18 protein-coding genes are annotated in these 23,245 nt (G+C 48.4%); 13 read left to right on the top strand and 5 right to left on the bottom strand.

Annotated features, from left to right (window positions below; all coding sequences use genetic code 11):
* Positions 1–53 precede the first annotated feature (53 nt).
* From ACYVD4_RS15870 to ACYVD4_RS15850, 5 genes are all read left to right on the top strand, one after another.
* A complete protein-coding gene (locus ACYVD4_RS15870) occupies positions 54–3,122 on the top strand; it encodes a SusC/RagA family TonB-linked outer membrane protein (RefSeq protein ID WP_460947328.1) in 3,069 nt (1,022 codons plus the stop codon).
* 14 nt (positions 3,123–3,136) lie between these two features.
* Positions 3,137–4,552 carry a RagB/SusD family nutrient uptake outer membrane protein gene (locus ACYVD4_RS15865; RefSeq protein ID WP_460947326.1) on the top strand — a complete coding sequence of 472 codons (1,416 nt, stop codon included), beginning with the start codon at positions 3,137–3,139 and terminating at the stop codon, positions 4,550–4,552.
* 58 nt (positions 4,553–4,610) lie between these two features.
* On the top strand, positions 4,611–6,491 hold the full coding sequence (locus ACYVD4_RS15860; RefSeq protein WP_460947324.1) for a LamG-like jellyroll fold domain-containing protein: 1,881 nt from the start codon (positions 4,611–4,613) through the stop codon (positions 6,489–6,491).
* Between the two features lie 114 nt (positions 6,492–6,605).
* Positions 6,606–7,325, top strand: a complete 720-nt coding sequence (locus tag ACYVD4_RS15855; RefSeq protein WP_460947322.1) for a D-lyxose/D-mannose family sugar isomerase — start codon at positions 6,606–6,608, stop codon at positions 7,323–7,325.
* A 24-nt stretch (positions 7,326–7,349) separates the two neighbouring features.
* Positions 7,350–8,684, top strand: a complete 1,335-nt coding sequence (locus ACYVD4_RS15850; protein WP_460947320.1) for a bile acid:sodium symporter family protein — start codon at positions 7,350–7,352, stop codon at positions 8,682–8,684.
* 183 nt (positions 8,685–8,867) lie between these two features.
* Here ACYVD4_RS15850 and ACYVD4_RS15845 read toward each other — a convergent pair whose 3' ends face one another.
* On the bottom strand, positions 8,868–10,508 hold the full coding sequence (locus tag ACYVD4_RS15845; protein ID WP_460947318.1) for an amidohydrolase: 1,641 nt from the start codon (positions 10,506–10,508) through the stop codon (positions 8,868–8,870).
* Positions 10,509–10,714: 206 nt separating this feature from the next.
* Between ACYVD4_RS15845 and ACYVD4_RS15840 the strand changes: the two genes are divergently transcribed.
* Entirely contained in the window at positions 10,715–11,332 is a 618-nt protein-coding gene (locus ACYVD4_RS15840) for a Uma2 family endonuclease (RefSeq protein WP_460947316.1), read from the top strand.
* A 62-nt stretch (positions 11,333–11,394) separates the two neighbouring features.
* On the opposite strand, the gene ACYVD4_RS15835 is transcribed toward ACYVD4_RS15840, so the two are convergent.
* The 3 genes from ACYVD4_RS15835 to ACYVD4_RS15825 all read right to left on the bottom strand — a co-directional run bounded on the left by ACYVD4_RS15835 (position 11,395) and on the right by ACYVD4_RS15825 (position 13,831).
* Positions 11,395–12,324, bottom strand: a complete 930-nt coding sequence (locus tag ACYVD4_RS15835; RefSeq protein ID WP_460947314.1) for a helix-turn-helix domain-containing protein — start codon at positions 12,322–12,324, stop codon at positions 11,395–11,397.
* A 69-nt stretch (positions 12,325–12,393) separates the two neighbouring features.
* Positions 12,394–13,251 (bottom strand): helix-turn-helix domain-containing protein, encoded by an 858-nt coding sequence (locus ACYVD4_RS15830; RefSeq protein WP_460947312.1) that lies wholly within the window; start codon positions 13,249–13,251, stop codon positions 12,394–12,396.
* 34 nt (positions 13,252–13,285) lie between these two features.
* Complete coding sequence (locus tag ACYVD4_RS15825; protein ID WP_460947310.1) at positions 13,286–13,831, bottom strand: cupin domain-containing protein; 546 nt, start codon at positions 13,829–13,831, stop codon at positions 13,286–13,288.
* A 114-nt stretch (positions 13,832–13,945) separates the two neighbouring features.
* Between ACYVD4_RS15825 and ACYVD4_RS15820 the strand changes: the two genes are divergently transcribed.
* The 4 genes from ACYVD4_RS15820 (at position 13,946) to ACYVD4_RS15805 (ending at position 16,859) form a co-directional block, all read left to right on the top strand.
* Positions 13,946–14,152: a DUF4287 domain-containing protein gene (locus ACYVD4_RS15820; RefSeq protein WP_460947307.1), complete on the top strand. Its 207-nt coding sequence runs from the start codon at positions 13,946–13,948 to the stop codon at positions 14,150–14,152.
* Between the two features lie 77 nt (positions 14,153–14,229).
* Positions 14,230–15,051, top strand: coding sequence for a retropepsin-like aspartic protease (locus ACYVD4_RS15815; RefSeq protein WP_460947305.1), 822 nt, complete (start codon positions 14,230–14,232; stop codon positions 15,049–15,051).
* Between the two features lie 100 nt (positions 15,052–15,151).
* On the top strand, positions 15,152–16,225 hold the full coding sequence (locus ACYVD4_RS15810; protein WP_460947303.1) for a winged helix DNA-binding domain-containing protein: 1,074 nt from the start codon (positions 15,152–15,154) through the stop codon (positions 16,223–16,225).
* 61 nt (positions 16,226–16,286) lie between these two features.
* Positions 16,287–16,859 (top strand): hypothetical protein, encoded by a 573-nt coding sequence (locus ACYVD4_RS15805; RefSeq protein ID WP_460947301.1) that lies wholly within the window; start codon positions 16,287–16,289, stop codon positions 16,857–16,859.
* A 30-nt stretch (positions 16,860–16,889) separates the two neighbouring features.
* On the opposite strand, the gene ACYVD4_RS15800 is transcribed toward ACYVD4_RS15805, so the two are convergent.
* Positions 16,890–17,882, bottom strand: coding sequence for a helix-turn-helix transcriptional regulator (locus tag ACYVD4_RS15800; RefSeq protein WP_460947299.1), 993 nt, complete (start codon positions 17,880–17,882; stop codon positions 16,890–16,892).
* A gap of 165 nt (positions 17,883–18,047) precedes the next feature.
* Here ACYVD4_RS15800 and ACYVD4_RS15795 point away from each other — a divergent pair, with 165 nt between their 5' ends.
* The 3 genes from ACYVD4_RS15795 to ACYVD4_RS15785 all read left to right on the top strand — a co-directional run bounded on the left by ACYVD4_RS15795 (position 18,048) and on the right by ACYVD4_RS15785 (position 23,204).
* Entirely contained in the window at positions 18,048–20,429 is a 2,382-nt protein-coding gene (locus ACYVD4_RS15795; RefSeq protein ID WP_460947297.1) for a TonB-dependent receptor, read from the top strand.
* 22 nt (positions 20,430–20,451) lie between these two features.
* The gene (locus ACYVD4_RS15790; RefSeq protein WP_460947295.1) at positions 20,452–21,717 is read left to right on the top strand and encodes a DUF4374 domain-containing protein; all 1,266 of its coding nucleotides are present in this window, start codon (positions 20,452–20,454) and stop codon (positions 21,715–21,717) included.
* A gap of 92 nt (positions 21,718–21,809) precedes the next feature.
* Positions 21,810–23,204, top strand: coding sequence for a PepSY-associated TM helix domain-containing protein (locus ACYVD4_RS15785; RefSeq protein ID WP_460947292.1), 1,395 nt, complete (start codon positions 21,810–21,812; stop codon positions 23,202–23,204).
* Positions 23,205–23,245: the final 41 nt, after the last annotated feature.

Below are 23,245 nucleotides of genomic sequence, written 5' to 3'. Positions count from 1 at the left end.
GAATCGGGAACGAAAGGGTAAAAAATATCACTTTTCTAATCCTTGAACCAATTATGATCCTATTTCTAAAACAGGTCGCATGGAGGGTGTTTCTTCTGGTGTTGTGCTGTTGTCAGATACCCGGAATTACACAGGGTAAGACTTTTCAGCAGGCTATTGTTGCGAAAGGTACGGTTACGTCTGAATCAGGCGAAGCGTTGCCCGGCGTTACGATTGCGGTAAAAGGTACCACCATCGGCACCACAACGAACGAAACCGGACAGTATAGCCTGAGTCTGCCGAATCGGGACGTAGTACTGGTATTTAGTTCGGTCGGCTACGAAAAACAGGACGTAGCGGTGGGCAATCAAACCACGATCAACGTAACGCTGAAAGCCGACATGAAAGCCCTGAACGAAGTAGTGGTGGTGGGTTACGGTACCCAGCAACGTAAAGACCTGACTGGTTCGGTGGGGTCGGTGAAGGGGAAAGAGTTGGAAAATCTGCCCGTTCGTGGGCCGCTCGAAGCCTTGCAGGGACGAGTAGCCGGAGTGCAGATTGTCCAGAATAGCGGTTCGCCGGGGGCCGCACCAAATGTCAGAATTCGGGGTGTTACGTCGCTCAACGCCGGAAATGACCCGCTTTATATTGTGGATGGCGTACCGATTACGGGCGATATCAGCGTCGTTAATCCGAATGACATTGCGTCGATGGAGGTGCTGAAAGATGCGTCGGCAACCGCTATTTACGGCGCGCGGGGTGCTAACGGGATTATTATCGTGACCACCAAGCGGGGCAAATCTGGGAAAACGTCGTTCAATCTGAATGCCTACACGGGTATCATGGATGTTCGGCGACAGATTCCGATGCTCGATGCCGCTCAGGAGCGCGATTACATTCTCAATGCCAATGCGTTAGCGGGTACAGCCGAGGTACGTCTGGGACTGGATACGCTGTTCCGCAACGGTGTGGCGGTCTACAATACCAATTGGCAGGACGAAATCTACCGGCAGGGCGTGGTGTCGAACTATGAACTATCGCTGCGGGGTGGTAACGACAAAACGACCTATGTCGCCAGTCTGGGCTATTTCAATCAGAAAGGGGTGGTCATTAGTTCGGGCTTCGATACGTATCGAGGGCGTTTCAGCATCGATCATCAGGCATCGGCGCGTTTTAAAACCGGGGCTAATATTCTGCTGTCGACGGCTAAACGTGACCGGGTCCCTGAAGGAGATGACAACAATGCCGTGATTACCAATGCGATGCGCATGTTGCCTTTTTCGCCCGTTTACAACAGGGACGGTTCGTACACATTCGTTGATCAGATTCAACGGCCCAATCCGGTCGGGCTGGCCAATCTGACATCTTGGTTCACCGTCAACAATCGGCTGGTTGGCAATATCTACGGCGACTATGATATCTGGAAAGGATTATCGCTACGGTCAACCCTGAACATCGATTATTCAGGTACGCGTGATGAGCGGTTTACGCCCAGTAGTATTCAGGGGGGGGCGGCTCGCCCGGCTACGGCCTCGTATGGCGATGTGTTTACATGGGTCAACGAAAATACGTTGAATTACACTCGGTCGTTTGGGAAACACAGCGTAACGGGACTGTTGGGCTATAGCGTTCAGGAATCGAAAATTTTTAATCTGTCGGCGGCTGGTAATCAGGGCGCTACCGACAACATCACTACGTTGAATGCGGCTGCTACGCCAACGGGTGCATCGAGCAGCAAATCGTCGTGGAGCCTGATTTCGTACTATGCCCGTTTGAATTACAGCTTCAACGATAAATACCTGTTGGCCGCTACGTTACGTCGCGATGGTTCGTCACGGTTCGGGGCCGACAAACGCTACGGTCTGTTTCCGTCGGTGTCGGCGGGCTGGCGGATTTCGGAAGAGTCGTTCATGCGCAACCTGACGTTTATTAATGACCTGAAACTCCGGGCCAGCATTGGTGTTGTCGGTAACCAGTCGATCAGCGATTTTGGCGCGCAGGGCTTATACAGCACTGGCAGCAACTACGTTGGTAAGGCTGGTATTGCACTGTCGGCCATTCCGAATCCGAATCTGAGCTGGGAATCGACAACGCAATCGGACATTGGTATCGACCTCTCGATTTTCAATAATCGGGTACAGATCACGGCTGACGCGTATCTAAAACGGACCAACGACCTGCTGTTATCGGTCAACCTGCCTACTACCACGGGCTTTACGTCGGCTCTGCAAAACGTGGGCGATACGCAGAATAAAGGGCTGGAATTCAGTATTTCCAGTCAGAATATTACCAGCGCAGGTGACGGATTTAAGTGGAACTCAGGTTTCAATATTTCGTTTAACCGCAATAAAATCCTGACCCTGTCGAACAACAATGCCGATATTATTCAGACCAGTGCCGATGCTACGTTCTTCAGCACAAGCCCGATAGGAATTGGCCGGGTTGGGCAACCGATAGGCATCTTCTATGGCTACGTATACACAGGCCGGGTCTACGCTACGTCGGAAGAAGCCAAATCGGCCAACATGCGTGACGGTAGCCCAACGGGAGCGTTCTACGTAGCGGGGGACATGATTTACAGGGATTTAAACGGCGATGGTGTTATCAACGACAACGACCGGGCTGTTATTGGCGATGCGAATCCGAAGTTTATTGCCGGGCTTACCAACACGTTTTCGTTCAAAAACTTCGACTTGTCGATTTTCCTGCAAAGCTCCTACGGCAACGACATTTTTAACCAGACGCGGCAGTCATCGAACCGCAGCTTTGTGTACAATGCCGCCACCACCGAAGTGCTACGTAGCTGGCGAAAAGAAGGGGACATTACCGACGTACCGCGCGGTGCCCCGAGTACCATTGGCCGTAATGGATTTGCGTCGAATCGATGGATTGAAGACGGTTCGTATTTACGCGTGAAAACCGCTACGTTGGGTTACACGGTTCCGGCTGCCTTGCTGAAACGAATTCGAGTCGACAACGCCAGAGTATACATATCAGGGCAGAACCTGTTCACATTCACTAACTACTCCGGTCTTGACCCCGAAGCCAATTTCAGGACGGGACAGCCCTTGTTGCAGGGGATCGATCTCGGTACGTATCCGCAAGTACGCTCCATTACGTTTGGTTTAAATCTGGGCTTTTAATCAATATCCTAGCCATGAAAAAAATCATCTATAAATTATTGGTTGTCAGTTTGATGGTACAGTTGTCGGGCTGTAGCGACATCCTCGACCAGACGCCCGTTAGTGCGCTGACGCAAAATTCGTTTTTTCAATCTGCTGCCGATGCTGAAGCGGCTGTACTGGCTGGCTACGATGCCTTACAGGGTGATGAAGTTCGGCATATTATCTGGGGTGATGCCCGAGCCGATAACCTGAAAATTCCGCTTGAGACGATTGGTGCTACTGATCCGGCGGTGCTTGATTTTCAGAACGATAACATCAGTAGCAGTAGTAGCTATGGCAACTGGGCCAAGTTTTACAATGGTATTAACAAGGTTAACAACGTACTGGCGCAGGTGCCGAACATACAGAGCCCAACCATTGCCAGCGTGAAAAACCGGCTCATGGGCGAAGCTTATTTTCTGCGGGCTTTCAGCTACTTCAATCTGGTACGTTTATGGGGTGCTGTTCCGCTCATTCTGGAGCCAACGCTGTCGCTCAATAAAGACCTGCAACCCGCCCGAACCCCAGCCGATAAAGTGCTGGAGCAGGTTGTTGCCGATCTAAAACAGGCCGAAACATTGTTGCCCGCTACGTATGCGTCGGCGGTTGAAACACGTGGACGCGCTACGCAGGGGGCCGCTCAGGCCATGTTGTGCAAAGTGTATCTCTGGCGCAGTTCCTACAACCAAACCAACGAATGGCAACAGGCCGCCGACTATGGGGCTAAAGTGCTGGCAAACGCTACGTATTCGCTGGTGTCGGGGGCTAATTATGCTACGATTTTTACGACTAAAAATACGACAGAATCCATTTTTGAACTGCAATACAACTACACGAATCAGGAAACGAATGCGCTGTCTGCCTATTTCCTGCCACGTAGCAGCAAGGTGCAAACGGGGGGGAATCAGACCCTGATTCCAACGCCCAAACTGGTGGATGCCTTTGAACCCGGCGATGTTCGTAAAGCGGCCAGTATGTATACCAGCAACCCCGCCACCGACCAATTTCCGAACCTCCCAACCGTGGCTAAATACATGGGGACGGTGGTTGGCAACGCTCGATTCAGCGACAGTAATTTCATCTTTATACGGCTTGCCGATGTGATACTGATGCAGGCCGAAGCCTTGACGCAATTAGGTAAAACTGCCGAAGCGGCCACTCAGGTCAATCGGATTCGGAACCGGGCTGGGCTGGCAAATACCACCGCTACGTCGAAGGACGCGTTGTTGTTGGCCATTGAGAAGGAGCGATTTGTGGAGCTTTGTTTCGAAGGGCATCGCTGGTACGATTTGCTACGTACCGGACGGGCCAAGTCGGTGCTGGGCGTCGATAAAAAAGCACTGATGCCTGTGTTCTTCACCGAAATTATGCTTAATCCAAACCTAATGCCGCAAAATCCGGGCTATTGAATCAGAGGTAAGGAAGACTCTTGCATCGCTTTGGTGAACAAAATTGAATCCGGATTATATGCGTCCTATTATCAGAAGAATACACTTGTTTGTTGGTTTGTGGCTATGGCTGGTCTGTTCAGTAAAGGCTCAGGATAACCGCCATATTACTACCGGTACCATCATTCCAGATGCTACGTATAGCGATCAGCCCTACATCGTTAAAACGAACGATGGCGCCTGGCTCTGCGTACTGACAACCGGCTCCGGTCATGAAGGCGCATCAGGGCAGCACATTATTACCCAACGGAGTCTCGATCAGGGAAAAACCTGGATTGATAAGCGGGCCGTAGAGCCAGAAGATGGCCCTGAAGCGTCTTATGCAGTGCTGCTAAAGGCGCCATCGGGTCGCGTGTTTGTGTTTTATAATCACAACACGGATAATATCAGAGCCGTAAAGGGCGATAATCCACCGTATCAGGATGGTTTGGTTAAACGGGTTGATAGTCAGGGATATTTCGTATTTAAATATTCCGACGATAACGGAAAAACATGGTCGGCCAACCGAATTACGATCCCGATTCGAAATTTTGAAATCGACCGAAAGAATCCGTATGGGGGCAAGATTCAGTATTTCTGGAATGTCGGAAAAGCGTTTACGGATAAAGGCGCTGCTTTTGTTCCGGTGCATAAAGTCGGTGGATTTGGCGTCGGTTTTTTTACATCGAGCGAAGGAGCCTTACTACGTAGCGCCGATCTGCTTACGATCAGCGACCCCGCCAAAGCCAACTGGAGCACCCTGCCCGACGGCGATATTGGTCTGCGAACACCTGCCAAAATAGGTGGCCCTATCGCCGAAGAACAAAGCTTTGCGGTATTGAGCGATGGCTCGTTTTTCTGCGTCTACCGCACAATTGACGGGCATCCGGCCTATACGTATAGCCGCGACGGTGGCCGAACCTGGGAGCCACCGCAATACATGGCCTATGCCAACGGTCGATTAGTGAAGCACCCAAGAGCGGCCAATTTTGTCTGGAAATGCGAGAATGGAAAGTTTCTGTACTGGTTCCATAACCACGGAGGACGCTTTATTCGAGAGCATCCGAACCGACGTAGCATGGCCTACGAAGATCGTAATCCGGCCTGGCTCATGGGGGGTATTGAAGCCGATTCGCCCAAAGGGAAAATCATTCGGTGGACTCAGCCTGAAATTCTGCTGTATGACGATGATCCGCTGATTCGGATGAGTTACCCCGATCTGGTCGAAGACAAAGGAACGTACTACGTTACCGAGACGCAGAAAGATATTGCTCGTGTCCATACACTTAACGAAAAGCTGCTCAATGGCCTCTGGAATCAGTTTGGAAATCAAACTCGTACCAAAGAAGGATTGGTTCTGGATTGGACGTATCAGAAAGGAAATTTTCCGCAAACGGTAGGGGCTCCGGTATTGCCCGAATTTTACAAACGAGATACCAAAAAACTGGAACAGCCGGGTATGAACGTACCAAACGGGTTTACGGTTGAGCTAGACTTCACGCTGAAAAAGCTAACACCTAATCAACTTCTGGTCGATGGACGCGACAGTACGGGTAAAGGTTGGTGCGTTCGGACAACCAGCCAGAAAACGATTGAACTAATCATGAACGATGGTCGAACCGAATCGTCATGGACTTGCGATGAAGGCATGGTAACCGAAAATAAACGGCATCATGTCAGTGTCATCGTGGATGGAGGGCCTAAAATCGTAGCGTTTGTAATCGATGGAGTACTTAACGACGGTGGTTCGTCACGGCAGTTTGGCTGGGGGCGTTTCAGCCCTTATCTAAAATCGGTGGCGGGTGCCGCGCAACTAACGATTGGTAAAGATGTAACTGGCCAACTGACACAACTTTCAGTCTACAACCGGGCCATTACCGTTTCCGAAGCTGTCGGGAATTACAAAGCCGCTAACAAGTAGCCTGATCGTCCTCGCTCGGGCAGACAAACAGAAGATTCAATCCCGGACGTGGACGTTCAGGCTGCTTGCTGCTGCCCAAAAAATATTGTCACAAATCACGAAACACATAATTCCATGAACTTAAAACGCTCCATGATAAATGCCAGCGTCGATACGGCCAGAAAGGTCATCGCTCATTTTGGGGTTCATTTGCCACCGTTCGCTAACTGGACTGTTGATCAATGGCTGGAGGCTGGTCCTGAATACAACGAAATCAGAGATTGTATGCTCGGATGGGACGTAACGGATTTCGGTAGTAAGGACTTTTATAACATTGGCCGAACCCTGTTTACCGTCCGAAATGGGCGGATGAACGTAGCGGGTTATCCCAAACAATACGCCGAGAAATGGCTCATTGATCCTGAAAATCAGCGTGCACCGGCGCATTTTCATTTGTCGAAGCGAGAGGATATCATCTGTCGGGCGGGAGGGAACGTACTGGTTCAGTTGACCAAAGCCGATGCGGATGGAAACCCATCGCAGGAAACTTTCACTACGCAGGTCGACGGCTGTACGCGACGGCTGGGGCCGGGGGAAATCGTGCGTCTGCGACCGGGTGAAAGCCTGACGATTCATCCACGTACCATTCACCAGTTTTGGGGCGAAGAAGGTACTGGTTGGCAAGTCGATGGGGTGGGTTACACGCTCAGTTCCGAGATTTCGAGCGTATGCGACGACCACAATGACAACGTTTTTCTGGTCGATTATGGCGTTCGTTTCCCAGAAATAGAGGAAGATGAGCCACGTATCTGTTTTCTGTGCCATGAATATCCGGCGGCACTGATTGAGCATTAATCATCTACGACACCGAAGAAGCTCATGACTCATCGTTTCGCGCTTTTGTTGCTGACTTTATCATTGCTGATTGTGCTGGCTGCTGGTACGTTATGGCTGGTTGACTATCAGTCAGTTGCCGGGCCGTTGTTGCTGGCCGGGCTGGTAGGACTTGCTCTTGCTTTTCGTGGATTTGCGTCACTGAAAGGATTCTCGTATACGATCTGGATTCTAGCGGCTGTAAGCGTAGCGATGATCTATCCGCAATACTTCTTTTCGGTTGGCGATTTTCAGCTCAAACGGCTGATTGTACCCTTCGTGCAATTGACAATGTTTGGTATGGGCGCCCACATGAGTTTCGACGACTTTAAAGGGGTAGTCCGAATGCCGAAAGGAGTTTTTATCGGTATTGGCTGTCACTTTATCGTCATGCCGCTAGTCGGATTCAGCTTGTCGCATCTGTTTAATTTCTCGCCCGAAATTGCCGGTGGCGTCATTCTGATTGGCTGCGTATCGAGTGCAATGGCCTCCAACGTAATGTCTTATTTATCAGGAGCGAATCTGGCTTTGGCCGTTACTATCGGAGCCTGCTCAACTATTCTGTCGCCGTTTGTTACGCCCTTTTTGATGAAGTGGCTGGCCGGGCAATACGTAGCGGTCGATATTGCGCACATGATGGTCGATATTACGAACATGATTATCATTCCGATTGTGGCGGGTTTTATCTTCAATCTCTTCTATTTCGGGAACGTAACAGCTCGCGAGCGGACTATTCAGCTTGTGGGATTCGCGGGCGTAATTCTTTTGACGAACATAGTGATGATGTTCGTGATGAAATTGGATACGTTGGATTTTCTAACGGCCACGCTAAGTTCATTTTTCTGGTTTTACTTCTTGCCAATGGTGAGTGCTATCATCCTGAAAAACAGAAACGTCAGTCGCTCTGCGTTGGATAGTTTGCTTTCGTTTATGGCTATGCTGGGTATCGTCATCAATACGGTTATCATAACGGCATCGGGACGCGATAATCTGTTGGCAGTGGGTGGTTTGCTGATTGTTACGTGTTTATTGCATAACCTGATTGGCTTGAGCGTAGGCTATTTTACCGCCTATTTATTTGGTTTGCCTGAACGCGACCGCCGAACCATTGCCTTTGAAGTTGGGATGCAAAACGGTGGCGTAGCAACCGGCTTGGCTCTACAAATGGGAAAAGTGGCTACGGTGGGTTTAGCTTCGGCTATTTTTGGTCCCCTTCAGAACGTAACGGGCTCTGCATTAGCCAATTGGTTTCGAAAAAGGCCAGCGCAACAATTGGCTGAAACGAACGTAGTGGATGACGAGTTCGTGCTGGATAGTGAAGTGAAGCCTACGCAAACATAATTTCCTGATAAAACAAGGTAGGCATAGGCTGTAATTGTACTGGATGGGCTGAAATTATACTAATTCATGTAGGGATTACGTATTACCCCCAACCCCCTGAAGGGGGCTTTAGTTGAGAATAATCAAGCTTTAGCTCCTTTCAGGGGTTGGGGGTAATACGTAAAAGCAAGTTTAAACTTTTAGTTAGTTGATTTTTAGTAATCCGGCATCGTACACAACCACCCCATTTACCATAGTTAGTATACTCTCGGTCTGGAGCATTTTTGGAACTGGCACTTTGAAAATGTTCTGAGACAAAACGGCCAGATCGGCCACTTTGCCTACTGTTAATGTTCCTTTGGTATCTTCCGCAAACTCGGCGTAGGCGGCTGTACGGGTGTAAGCAATAACTGCCTGCTCCCGGCTGAGGGCTTCGCTGGGCCGACGTGGATGGGTTGTAGCAAACATAATATTCAGATAAGGATTAAACGGCCCGTCCGACCCGATAGCCAACGGAATATGATCGTTCAGTAAGGTCTTCATCGCCATGCCATGCGTGGCTGGCGGCCCCATCGGGAAGCCGTCTAGCGGAGCAAAATGCGTTGGGTTTTGTACAATGATGATGCCCATGTCCTGTGCTTTTTTGATGTATTCCGGTAGGTAGTCGATTTCGTCGCCATGCTCAAAACGAGGACGTAGTGCTTTCCAATCGACAGGCATAGCTGCCATCAGATCGAGTAATTTCCCGATTGACTTCGTACCGCCAATGTGGAAATGCAACTGGTCTTTACGATTAACAGCTTCCTGACACATTCGCTCAATTTCGGGTATGGTGTAATTCATTCGGCCATACCAGCCGGGCCGATTGGGGTAGGGTTCAACCTGTTCGGCACCGCCCTCCAGGGGAGTACCTTCGAGCAGCCATTTCGTGCCGCTAATGGTTAGCAACGGCAGATCAGGCGTTGTTTTAGGCTGATCTTTAGCCGGAATACTCAGGCTGCCATCGGGGTTCATATCACCCCAGCGGATCAGGCGAAGCCGAAACGGCAATCCCGCTTTTTTCCAGAGACGAGCGTAGTCGGTAGCTGTAGCGCCCGTACACATGTTCTGATAGCTGGTAATACCGGCTTTAAGTAATGCCTGCGTCATACCCTTAAATTCACCGATCATGGCATTTTCGTCGCGTAACGAAGCCATTTTTGCGTAGCTGGTATGTGGCCAGTAAGCGTTCTTTTCATAGCCTTTGCCCGTGAGGGTTTTGCCATCGGGCATTCGTTCGTAAAAGCCTCCTTTAGGGTCGGGCTGATCGTCGGCAATACCCATTTCTCGTAATCCCAGCGTGTTATATAATCCGACATGCCCCCACCACGAAAGCAATCGAACCGGATGTTTTGGCGCGATTTTGTCCAGCACGAACCGGGTGGCCTCCGGCGAATTAGCGACCGTTATACCAAGCGTTCCCTCAATCCATTGTCCTTCGGGCGTTCGCTCCACAGCCTTTTTCAGCGAATCCTGAATGGCCATCCATGACGGGTTCATGTCCGTCAAGGCGAGTTTGGTTGCTTTTAGGCCACCGGGTAAATGATTATGCGCATCGTTGAATCCGGGTACGACCAGCATACCACCCAGATCGAGCCGTTTGGTTTGCCGGGTTGCCAGTTTTTCAATATCGGTCGTGCGGCCAATTGCCGTAATGATTCCGCCCTTTATGGCCAGTGCCTCGACGTATAACTGGCTGGTATCCGACGTGAAAATCTGCCCATTCGTCAGAATCAGGTCGGGTTGTTGCGCAATGGCCGCAAGGCTAAACAACTGGATGAAGAAGGCCGTCAATACGTATCGCATGAGAAACGGGTGTTGGTTTACTCACCAAAACTAGTCTGTAGCGTCGGCGTGATAGATGTAAAAAAACGACATTCCTCAAGCGGATTTGGCCCAGCCGGGCGAAGCTGTCTCCTGTGTCAACGATTATCACAATACTACGTGCTGGACTTATAAAAAGGAGTTTCGGTGGATTTTAGCTATATTGAACGTATCGAAAACGAACGAAAATGATTGCTGCGAAATCTGGAGTACGGGCAAAAAGACCCAAAACCAAAGTGCCCGAATACCTCATTTACGAAATCATGGATGGTAAGCCAATTCACTACAAAGGCTACCGGGAGGTATTGGCAGGCACAAAAAAGTTTTCGGAAATTATAGGGTCGAGTACATTACAGTCATTTATTGTCGCTTACCTTCAACGACTCCTTTTCAGAGAATTAAGTGAAGACCAGTATACAATCCTGTCCAGCGAAACAGGGATTCATCTGGATAAGCGTACTAATCTGGCGGGCGATATTCTCATTTTCGATAATGCTACGTTACCTATCGACGCTATTAACGAATTTTATGCGCAAGTGCCGCCCAAAATTGTGATTGAAGTCGATATTTCGGCCGATTCGGCTGACGTGGATACGGATGGTTACATTTTCCAGAAAACCCAGAAACTACTGAATTTTGGCGTGGAGAAAATAATCTGGATTACGACTGTGGCTAAGAAAGTTACCGTGGCTACTCCGCAGGGCGACTGGCAGGTGAAAGACTGGCACAAAGATATTGACGTACTGGAGGGGATTCAGTTCAATATCGGTCAATATCTAACTAAAAAAGGCTCTTCGTTTGCCTAAAAACGATTGCCTGCCAATAGACTACGCACAAATCTACTGTCTTTTTGAGCTGTTCTCTATCCCTAAAAACGGTTGCGCTCGCCGGGGGAAGCCGTATTCTGAGCCATCAGCATGGTGGGCGAAACCTCGGCAAATTGCCGGAAATCGCGCATCAGATGTGAAAAATCGAAGTAGCCACAAGCGTATGCTACGTCGAGCCAGTCAAGTTGTGGGTTGCTGGCTTTTAGTTTGAAAGCCCGATCAAAACGGGCAATACGGGCGTAAAACTTGGGACTCATTCCCATTCGCTCCTGAAATTTGCGTTCCAACTGGCGACTACTCAGACAAGCCTGATCGGCGATCCAGTCGAGTGAAAGCAACTGATTCGTTTCTTTTATTGCCAGAATCGCTTTGTCAATCGGTTCCAGTTGCAAACTACGGGCTAATGAATCAATCCGTTTAAGCAGGTATGCTTCGATAAGATCAATCATGCGACGATGATCGGTTTCTTCCCGCAACCGATTATTTAATTCCTTCATTCCAGCATCCATCAGGCATTCCGCATCGATTTCCTTCCCCTGAAACTCAGTAGCTGGCATTCCGCCAAGCAGTTGATACAGAAATCCCGGCCGAAAGCAAACCTGAATAATCAGATGATCTTCGCCATGAAGTATATTAATCCGCGACGTTTGTTGCCCCACAAAAATACTTGACGGGTTGGCTCGGGTTTCCCCATTGCGATTAACAACGGTTTTGGCGACACTACGTGGATAGAAGAAAAGCGACTGATCGGCGTCGGGCGGAACTGGCTTGATACGTTGAGCGGTAGTTACGTCGTCTAACAGTACGTGTAGCAGTAAATAATGCCGCACATAAGGACGTAGCGCCGGATGGGGTTGTATGTGCGGAAAGAAAACCACGGATAAAGCAGACAGAGGTTTGCCTAAAGATAAGCAATTTCCGGCAGCATCGTTGGTGGCTGTTACGTCGTAAGGGCGCTTATGGCACAGCATTTATTGATACGTTTGATCGCAATTAGTGGTAGCGATGACGCCAATACGAGCTAGTCGGCCATTAAGAACTCAGGTTTCGGCAACGCCAAATACACGTTCTGGCGCTTTAGTTTCGGCTTCGTAGAAAGCGTTGGGCGTAAGTTGGGTGAATTCTTTAAAGTCGCGAACCATGTGCTGATAATCGTAATAACCCAACTCGACAGCCACGCTGAGCCAGTCGAGACTTGGCCGCGCGTTTTTTAATTTCATCGCATTTTCAAAACGAGCAATGCGGCTATACAATTTCGGACTTACCCCTTCCCGCTCCATGAACTGCCGATAAAATTGACGTTGCGATAAACAAGCCTGATCGGCAAGCCAGTCGAGGCCGGGCCAGTTCATGGAAATGTCCGACGGATTCTGAAGAATATAACGGCTGACTTTGTCGATGGGGCGGAGGTGTTTGTATTTGGCCCGATTGATTAAAAAGTAGAGAAAATCCTCTACAATCGGAATCATTTCGGTGTAGTGTTTGGTATAGCTTAATCGCTCGTTGATCCGACTGATTTCGGTCGGGAAAACGGCTTCGGCATCTACAATGGTATTGGTAAGTTCATGCACCGGAATACCTGTAAGTTGATAAAGCGCGCCCGGCTGAAACTGGATCTGGAAAATCATGAAATCGCGCCCAACGTGTCGGTTTGTGGCAATCGAGTGCTGACCACACACCCGCGAACGGGGACTTTCGATTGGTTTGCCATCAAAACCGTATTCTACTTTTTCGGGATCTCTTGGAAAAAAAGTGAGGCAGTTTTCAGCGCGGGGCCAGTACGATTTAACGGGCAAAACGGGCATGGAAGCTGGAAACTCGCAGCCTACAATCTGGAATAATCGCACATACTCGCGCAGAGCTGGGTGGGGCGGTCGATAGTCGAAAATTCCATCCATAAAAAGATACGTGTTTAGCCCGATAAACCGATTCTTATTTCAACGTTAACGGTGGCCCAACAATGGTCATGCCGTGTTCTTTGTGCATCTTCTGGGCAAATTCCTCGGAAGGTGGCCCTTTCAATTCGTTCATTTTCAGGAAAAACTCTTCCATCTTACCCGCTGGTTGCACCATATAAACCTGCTTCCCATAGTCTGACAACTGAATCCAGGTGTGTGGGATACCCCGTGGAGCAAAGACTGTATCACCTGCCTTGGCCGTAAATTGCTTATCACCAATCTGAAACAGATATTCGCCCTCGATTATAGAAAACAGCTCATCCTGATCGTGATGAATATGCAGCGTTGGTCCTATTTTCTCTCGGCCAATATACTCAAAAACAGCGAGTTGTCCATTTGTGTCTTTGCCAGATATTTTAATGTCGTTCCCGTTATTACCCCGATATGGCGTATGAACGCCAAAGCGAGCATCCCCCGCTTTCACGACGAATGGTTTAGTGTCGCTGGTTGAATCGGTCTCGGCCTGTACCGATAAGGCTGGAATGGCCAGTGCTGATGTTAGAAATTTTCTGCGTTGCATAACGATCTGTGTATAAATGTGATATGCAAAGTTTTGTGATTAGCTGCCCCGTTTAGTGGTAAAAATTAGCCATTTTTACAAAGCATATAACTGAACAATTACCCGCTGCTACGTATGTCTTTTCAAGCCTATATCGACAATATTCGGGCGAAAACCGGCAAAGGCCCCGACGATTTCATCCAAATCGCCAAAGAAAAAGGACTGCTCAAACCCGGTACAAAAGCCGGAGCCATCGTAGCCTGGCTGAAAGAAGATTTTGAGTTGGGGCATGGTCATTCGATGGCGATTTACAAACTATTTAAAGATTCGGGTTTGATATAAACTTTTGTTCTTGAAGCGTTATGAAGGCACTCAACGCTACTTTTGTTGCTTAGCTGAATCAGTTCAACCCTGTGCCTGTGTTTATTCTGCTTCGTTTTGTGTTCGTTCTATTGGTCGGTTATACGGCCAGCGGACAATCCAATCGACAACCTACGCTGCTTACCGTTCGGGATAATCTGATGTATATTCCTGTCAAGATCAATGGACGGGGACCTTATAATTTCTTATTAAATTCTGGGGTTACGGGAATGGCTCGTATAGATAGACGTGTGGCTAAAGAGCTGGGTTTGAATATTTTAGGGTTTCAGCAGATTACGTCCGGTAATCAAATAAAGCGGGAATTTCTGGTAGGTGTTAATCAGCTTAGTATGGGCAATATCAGTCGTTCTGCACTTCAACTGGCTGTTGATGAGTACAATCCTGTTGTTAAGACGCAGTTAACGGATGGCCTGATTGGACAAAATTTCTTTGATGGTTACCTAGTCACCATCGATGGCCCTAACCACCAGTGGACTGTTACGAAAGATACCTTATCTCGCCAGACAAAAGGTGTTCTTCCGTACTCAAAAGCATTCGTTGTGTCGGGCACGATTGGCTCTAACGTAATGGCGTTTAATCTGGATATAGGCTCGAATCAACCCCTACTTTTCCCGAAATCGTCGCTGAGGGGTCTTCAGTATACCGATACTGCCAATCAGCAGGTTATTACGATAGGTAATACCAGTTTTGTTTTGCAGGAAGCCATTTTGCAGGACGAGATTGTGCTAGGCGGATTACGGCTAACCAACCAGAAAATCTATTATTCTGACAAAATTCATCAGATCAGTATCGGAACCGCCTTCTTAAAAGATCATGTTGTGCGCTTTGATCAGCGAAAGAAACTCATTCGGATTGACTAACTTTCGTTTAGTGGCCTAATCCCATAGATCCCGACTGTCATATACGTAGTGGTTAGTATCCGTCTATTCAATTCACGTAGTAGCAAGCAGAACCAAGCATATGAACGTAGCAGACATTGCCCGACTTCGCCTGATTAATCAACAATTTACTGGCACTAATCTGAAAACACCCGTTGAACTGGTAAGCTGGTTGGGTGCCGTGCAAGGACAGGAATATGCCCAAAGTAAATGGGGACTTGGGTTACGTCTGCCTCAGATAACGGATGCCGATATTGAAGCGGATTTAATGGCTGGAGCCTTGCTACGTACTCATGTATTACGGCCAACCTGGCATCTGGTCTCGGCAAACGATATTCGCTGGTTACTACAGCTAACGGCTCCGCGTGTGCACGCTGTTAATGCCTACATGTACCGAAAATGTGAACTCGATTCGTCGTTGTTCAATCAGTGCAACGAGATCATAATTCGGCAGCTTGAAGGCGGTAAGTTCCTGACCCGTAATGTGTTGAATCAGGCGTTTAAGCTGGCTGGTATTGACGCTTCAGATGCCCGGCTTAGCTGTATTATGATGCAGGCCGAACTGGATGGCCTGATTTGTAGCGGCCCGCGTGCCGGAAATCAGTTTACGTATGCGCTGCTCGATGAGCGGGTTAAACCGGTTGCTGCGTTGCGTAAAGAAGAAGCGCTGGCTGAACTTGCGCAACGATATTTTAACAGCCGAGGGCCAGCTACCATCCATGATTTTGCTACGTGGTCGGGACTCACTGTAACCGATTGTCGCAAAGGGGTGGAATTGGCGAAAACCAATCTGACTAAGGCCGGCGATTACTATTTTTCTGACGTAGCGCCGTTGGCTATCTCTACAACCGAGCAACTGTATCTGCTGCCGATTTATGACGAATTTATCATGGGTTACAAAGACCGAAGCCCGTCGATGCTGTTCAAAAACGAGTCGAAAGGATTGCCCGCGTTCGATAATTTAATCATGGCCGATGGGCAAATTATTGGTATGTGGAAACGTAGTGTAGGCGCTAAAGCAATGGATGTAAAAGCGCACTTTTTTCAGCCTCTGAACGATGCGCAACGTAGCGCATTCGATACGTCTATTCAACATCTGCAACGATTTATTGGTAAGCCTGTTACGTTCGAAATTTATCCATACGCAAGTAAATAGAAGACCGTTTCGGATTTGTTTAGGTACGATAGACGCTCACAACGTAACAATTCGAAAACTTATGACACACACCATTTTATATAGCTTTATTCTGATTGCCATTTCGGTTACTACCTATGGTCAGAAAACAACGAATGTAGTTGATACGTGGTCGAATGTACCACCGGCCTCTGACGACCGTTTCACAAATCCGAAAAGCAAGCTCTATGCAGGGCCGAATGGCTGGTACAATTACGGCGAACTTCGGGCTACAGTGGCCAACACCCCTAAAACAACCTATGGGTATAAAGGTGGATTTGACGTTATTCAAGGCATGCTAACAGCAACCACGAGTAGTAAACTATACGTCCTGGCGTTTGATTTCGGGACAGAAAAACCGGCTGTTGGTACGTATCAGGTTGCTGCTGAAGGCAATCCGGGACAGAAAAAAGTGCACGTATCGTTTAGTGACGTATCGGGGCAGAAAATAAAAGAATGGAGTAGCGAAAGTGGCATGGTGCAGGTATCGCAGGTAAACGGATTTCTGTATGTGAAGTGCCGTAACGTATCGCTTCAACCCAACGGAGTGTACAATACGGGCGATTTCAAAGCACCCATGACCCTTGGTTTCGAAGGAGCTATTGCACCCGAATAAAGGGTTTAAGGGTAGCGATCAGACTCGCCTTTACCGAAACATGTTAGGTGAGTAGCCGAACTTCTTTTTAAAAGCGGCCGAAAAATTGTTTGCATTTTTAAAGCCAACCCGTCGGGCAATGTCGGCAACTTTTATGTGTTTGTCGCTGATCATCAATTCTTTGGCGCGTTCCATTCGTAAGTCCGACACGTAGCCGTAAATCGTTTTCCCGAATAGTTCTTTAAAACCACTCATCAGCTTGGTTCGATTCATACCCGCCAGTAGCGTCAGGTCTTTCAGCGACGGTGGATTGATCAGGTTTTGGTTGAGCTGATCGCGAACGGTATAAAACGTATCGACGCCTTCCAGATTCAGCGTATCATGCTGTCCCAACTGGTTTTCCTGAAATTGTGCGATTTGCAGCGTTAGTAGCTCCCGTAATTTTCCTTCAAGAAAAAGTTTCTGCAACTGCCCCGTCAGTTGGCAGTCACGCATAGCCAGTAATACCTCTTTTTGAGCGGGTGTCAACGGGAAAGACCGATTCCCCAGCAAAACCGACTGCTTCTTCTCAATCGACTTTCCGAAGTTCGTCAATTGGGTCAGGTCGTCCTGAAAAATACTGCGCAGGTAATCTTCCGGGAGCACAATATCAACCGAAAAATAGGGCATTTCAGGGTCGTAAAGAAGTTGCCCTTTCATTGCCGTATAATATCCCAGACAATGCTCCCCCGCCGTGAGCTGACAGACTGGACCGTAGCCTGGCTGTGGCTGGTAACTACGTTTGCCCTCAAGCACAAAAATCATCTGAATAGACGGTTGATCAAGCCAGATATCGACCGGATTGCAAGTTGCAGCGGTCAGTTGCTGGAAGTGAAGCGTTACGTTATCTAATTCATAATATTGAATTTTTCGTAGAGGGACTTTCTTGTTAGTGTTTAAGGTGCTTCCACCGTTCGTGTTAACGTTATTAGATTTCTTATGTTTTGATAATGAGTTGATTGTGTTCTTTTCTGGCTTGTTAGAAGCCGCTATATTCTTTTTCATAATTCCTTCAGAATAAGGATTTAACCGCTAAACCTTAGTATCAGATTTACTGAAAACAGGACAAAATGCAGATGGCATACCTGTTTCTGCATCTTGAATACGTTTCGTCATATACTTTTGCAATTGTTTATAATTAGTCTAAATAAATGTCAAATATATAGTAAAATGCCTATTGTGCAAAAACGTATACTTTCCTTTTTAGGGATTCTGATTTGGGTATCGACTCCTTTGTGGGCGCAGAACGGTGGTAGTTTTTCGCTTTCGGGAACCGTGCGTGCATCGTCGGGAGAGACGATTCCGGGAGCGAGTGTTGTGGTCGAAAGCCTGAAAAAATCGACCATTACCGACGATAAAGGTCATTTTACGTTAACGGGAATTTCTCATGGCGAATATCAGGTGCGTGTTCGGTCGGTGGGGTTTAGAGAGCAGGTGAAAACGCTGAAAATTTACCAGAACACACGCCACAGTTTAGCCCTTGAACAGGACGATGTTCAGCTCACCGAAGTGTCGGTTATCGGACGTAGCGACGCCAAAGAAGTGGCTCGGCAGGCGTTCAACGTAACGGCCATCGACGCCGGAAAACTACATAACTCAACGCTTGATTTATCGCACGCACTCGACCGGGTATCGGGTGTACGAGTTCGGGAATCGGGTGGCGTTGGCTCAAACTTTAATTTCTCGCTAAACGGATTTTCGGGTCGTCAGGTGAAATTTTTTATCGACGGAATTCCAATGGATAACTTCGGTTCGTCGTTCCAGTTGAACAACATTCCGATCAATCTGGCCGAGCGTGTCGATGTTTATAAAGGGGTGGTTCCCATTTGGTTAGGTTCCGATGCGCTGGGTGGTGCGGTCAATATTGTAACCGGAAGTCGGCAGCGTAACTACGTCGATGCATCCTATTCTTATGGTTCGTTCAATACACACCGTAGTGCCGTAAACGCAGGTATTACCACCAAATCGGGTTTTACGTTTCAGATCAATGCCTTCCAGAATTATTCGAACAACAACTATTGGGTAACGGTCGACGTAGCGGATATCAACACGGGCGAATATTTCCGAAATCAGCGCGTTCGTCGGTTCCACGATACGTATCGGAACGAAACTGTAGTCGCCAACATCGGACTAGTGGGCAAGCGATATGCCGATAAGCTGCTCTTTGGTATTACGTTGGGCCAGAACCGGGCTGAGATTCAGACAGGTGCGCGGATGGTGAGCGTGTTCGGAAACTGGTATCGGCAGGGAAATATCGTGATGCCGAGCTTCCGGTATCAGAAAGACAACCTGTTTGTGAAAGGGCTGAATGTTCGACTGACGGGTAATTTCAACCTTGGGCAGGAGCAGAATGTCGATACGGTGTACCGTCGCTACAACTGGTTTCAGCAGTTTAAACAATACGAAGGAAAAGGCAGCGAGCGCGAACGATCACTGTATAAATTCCGCAACAACAACGGGTTAGTAACAGCCAACGCCAGCTTTCAGATTTCTGAAAAACAGTCGATTAGCATCAACAACGTATTCAATACGTTCAATCGGCAGGGTTTTGATGAGTTGAACCCGAGCAACCGTAACTACGAACAGCCGCGTGTTAATACCAAAAACGTACTGGGCGTTGGCTACAAATACGACTATAACGACCGCTGGAATACATCGCTGTTTGTGAAGCATTTCTCGCAGAACAATAAGTACGGCATTACGTATAATCCGTCGGGCAACTTTGGCGACGTAGCGTATATGAGCCAGAAAAACAGTTTCAATCAACTGGGCTACGGGATTGCTACGTCGTATTTTCTTCAGAAGAATTTACAGCTAAAAGCCTCGTATGAAAAGAGTTATCGGCTTCCCGAAACCGACGAACTCTACGGCGATCTGCTAAATCTGGAGGGCAACATCAATCTGAAACCCGAAACCAGCTACAACTATAACGTTGGTTTCAGCTACCTGACAAATCTGACCAAAAATCACCGCTTCAATTTTGCCGCCAATGCGCTTTATCGTGATGCACGTGGCTTTATCCGTCCCCGGCTCAACAACAACCAGACCAAGCAGGTCATGGATAATCTGGCCGACGTAACGAATCTGGGTTTCGATGGTGAAATCCGCTATTCGTACAAGCGACTCATCACGGCGGGTATGAACCTGACGTATCAGAATCTACGTAACAACACGCGTTTTGAGGATGGTATTACCGGCGAAAGTCCGCTTTTCCGCGACCGTATTCCGAATATGCCGTTCATGTTTGGCAATGCCGATGCTTCCATATTCTTGCGTAACGTGGGCGGTGCTGGCAATTCGCTAACCTTCGGTTACAACCTGCTCTACGTTCACGCGTACTACCTCTACTGGCCAAGTCTGGGGCAAAGCAAGCTCGATATTCCCGAACAGCTATCCCACGATGTCAACCTTGTGTACGCGCTGGCCAATGGCAAATACAACATCGGTCTGGAGTGTAAAAACCTGCTCGACAGTAAGTTGTACGACAACTTCAGTCTGCAAAAGCCCAGCCGTGGCTTCTATGTGAAACTCAGATACTTCGTAGGTAACTAATCATTTTCAATTTCATACAACCATGTTTTATAACCATAAATACCTAATAACGGCGTTGGCACTTGGCCTTTCGCTGACTGCCTGTAAAAAAGATGAAACACCCGTTACGCCCGGAACTGGCGGACAAACCGGCGATGGATCGAAAGAACGTTTCGTCATCGCAGCTTTACCAATTGGTTCGACTGGCGTTGCCGATTATCTGCTCACCGCCGATACGTTGTCAAAAGGAACTGTTTCGACTAAGGGAACAGGTATTGAGCAAGACGGTACGTATCGCTATTACATCACCCACAAAAACCGTTTCTTCAGCCTTCTATACGGTCAGGGCAATCCGGGTGCTGTTACTACGTATAACCTGAACGCTGCTGGAAAATTAGAGAAAGTGTCTGACTTTCAGGCTGAAACGGTTCAGGTGTTTGCGCCTGTTCAAGACGATATCGTGACGGTGAAAATACCACGTAGCGGTAACGAAAGCGCGTCGTTCTACCGGATCAATGCCGAGCAGTCGAAAGTAGTAGGCGAAGCGCAGGTAAACATTGTGCAACTGGCTAAAAATGGTGAACGGGCGCACTTTACGTGGGCAACGCAGGTTGGCGACAAAGTATATGCGCCGTACATGAGCATCAAAGGCGTATCGCCCGACGTATTCGGAACCAGCTATCCTGACAGCGCGTGGGTTGCCGTTCTGTCGTATCCCGGTTTGCAGGTGGAGAAAGTCATCAAAGACAACCGGACAAGCTTTATCGGCCGCTACTTCATAGACGGCCTTGCGGTTGACGAGCAGAAAGACGTGTATGCGTTCTCGTCGGCTGTGGCTACCAACAGCGGTAAAGCAAGCTCCACCAAACCATCGGCTATTACCCGTATCAAAGCTGGTACAACCGAGTTTGACAAGAGCTACTATTTCGACGTAGAAAAAGCGTCGGGTGGTTACAATTTGACCACGCAACTTTATGTTGGACAGGGAAATGTGATTCTGACCATGACCAATGCATCGGAGAAAGGTGCGTATGCCGTGGGCAAACGACTGGCCATTGTCAATGTGTACAATCAGACATTCAAATGGGTAGATGGTATGCCAACAGTTGCCGAAATCAACGCTGTGTCGGCACGTAGTAACTACTCGCCACTCGATGGAAAAACGGGCTATATCGGCCTGACTCTCACCGATGGCACCAGCTATATCTATCAGGTCGACGCATCGACGGCTAAAGCAACGCGTGGGCTGAAAGTGGAAGGTGGTAGCATTCAGGGTATTAATCGCTTGACGTACAAAACTGTACAATAGTTTTTTTCGACAGGATTAACCACCCTAAACCCCACCCTACGGGGGAGGGATTTAGGGTGGGGTTTTATGCAGAACAGAAAAAACTTATACCTATGGGCTCAATCGCCAAAAAGAAAGAATCATCCCGGTCACTCTTTTACCGGATCTCGGCCTGGCTGCACCTCTGGCTGGGACTCGTCACCGGTATTGTAATGATTATTGTTTGCCTGACCGGGTGCATCTGGGTGTTTCAGGAAGAAATCACCGACATTTTTCTAGAGCCAGAATCGCACGTAGCACGGCAGAACAAAGAGATTTTACGGCCTTCGCAGCTCATGGCTATTGCCGAGAAGGAATATCCCGGAAAGCGTGCTGCCTATGCCTTATACCATCAGGGAAAAGCCGTTGAGCTGACCATCGGTGGCCGTGGCAAAGAAGGCGGTACGTTGAAAGTTAATCCGTATACAGGCCAAATCATCAGCAAAGAGCAACGTAAAAAAGGGCAGGTTAACTTCTTTCGCTGGATTCTGAACGGCCACCGCTTTTTGTGGCTACCGTTTAAAATTGGTCGGCCAATTGTCAACTACAGTACGTTGATTTTTGTCATTACGCTCATCACGGGCATGGTGCTGTGGTGGCCCCGGAAATGGAACAAAAGCACCCGTCAGCGTAGCTTTGCCATTAAATGGAACGGATCGACCAAACGGGTAAACTACGATTTGCACAACGTACTAGGCTTTTACTCGCTGCTTTTTCTGGCCGCTATCGGCATGACGGGTATGGTTTACGGAATCGAATGGTTTAGCAAAGGACTTTACTGGACTACTTCAGGCGGAAAAGTGTTGCCAGATTTCAAACCGGCTTTTTCGGATACAATACAGAACAAACGGCCGTATTCTCCAGCTCAGGCTGCCGATCTGGCGTGGCAGAAAGTGGCTCATGACAACCCCGATTCGAAAGGATTTTACCTGACCTTTCCTGACCCGACCGAGCGCAAATCGTTGATCTACGTAACGGTTTACCCATCAGCCGACAAATTTTATGATATCCGCTCGTATAGCTTCGATCAGTTCACGCTGAAGCAGTTACCCGGTCGGGCCGTATTCGATCAGCCGTATTCGAAAGCTGATTTTGGCGATAAACTCCGGCGCATGAACTACGATATTCACGTTGGTTCGATTCTGGGTTTACCGGGTAAGTTTCTGGCGTTTTTCGCTAGTCTGATCGGGGCGAGTTTGCCTATAACCGGCTTCATTATATGGTGGGGGAAACGTCCGAAAAAAGGTAAGAAAAAGGATTCAAAAGCGAAAGTGCAGCCAATTGCTGGGGGTGATACCGATAACCCCAAACCAGCCTTCAAACCCGGTGGCAATAGACCCGTAAAGACGCCGAAACCACAGGAACCTGTTGTACAGTTTTCACCAATTACTAATGAATCGGCGGTAGCCATCAATCCGCCTTTTCGGCCCATCAATCCAACTGCTGGAACGTCGACACGTAACAGGTAGACCGACTGGCTAACGTAGCAGATTAACCTGATTTTTTCATT

The sequence above is a fragment of the Spirosoma daeguense genome (genome assembly GCF_054776875.1).
Note: the sequence above shows the minus strand (reverse complement) of the source record. Positions and strands in the feature narration are given on the sequence as shown.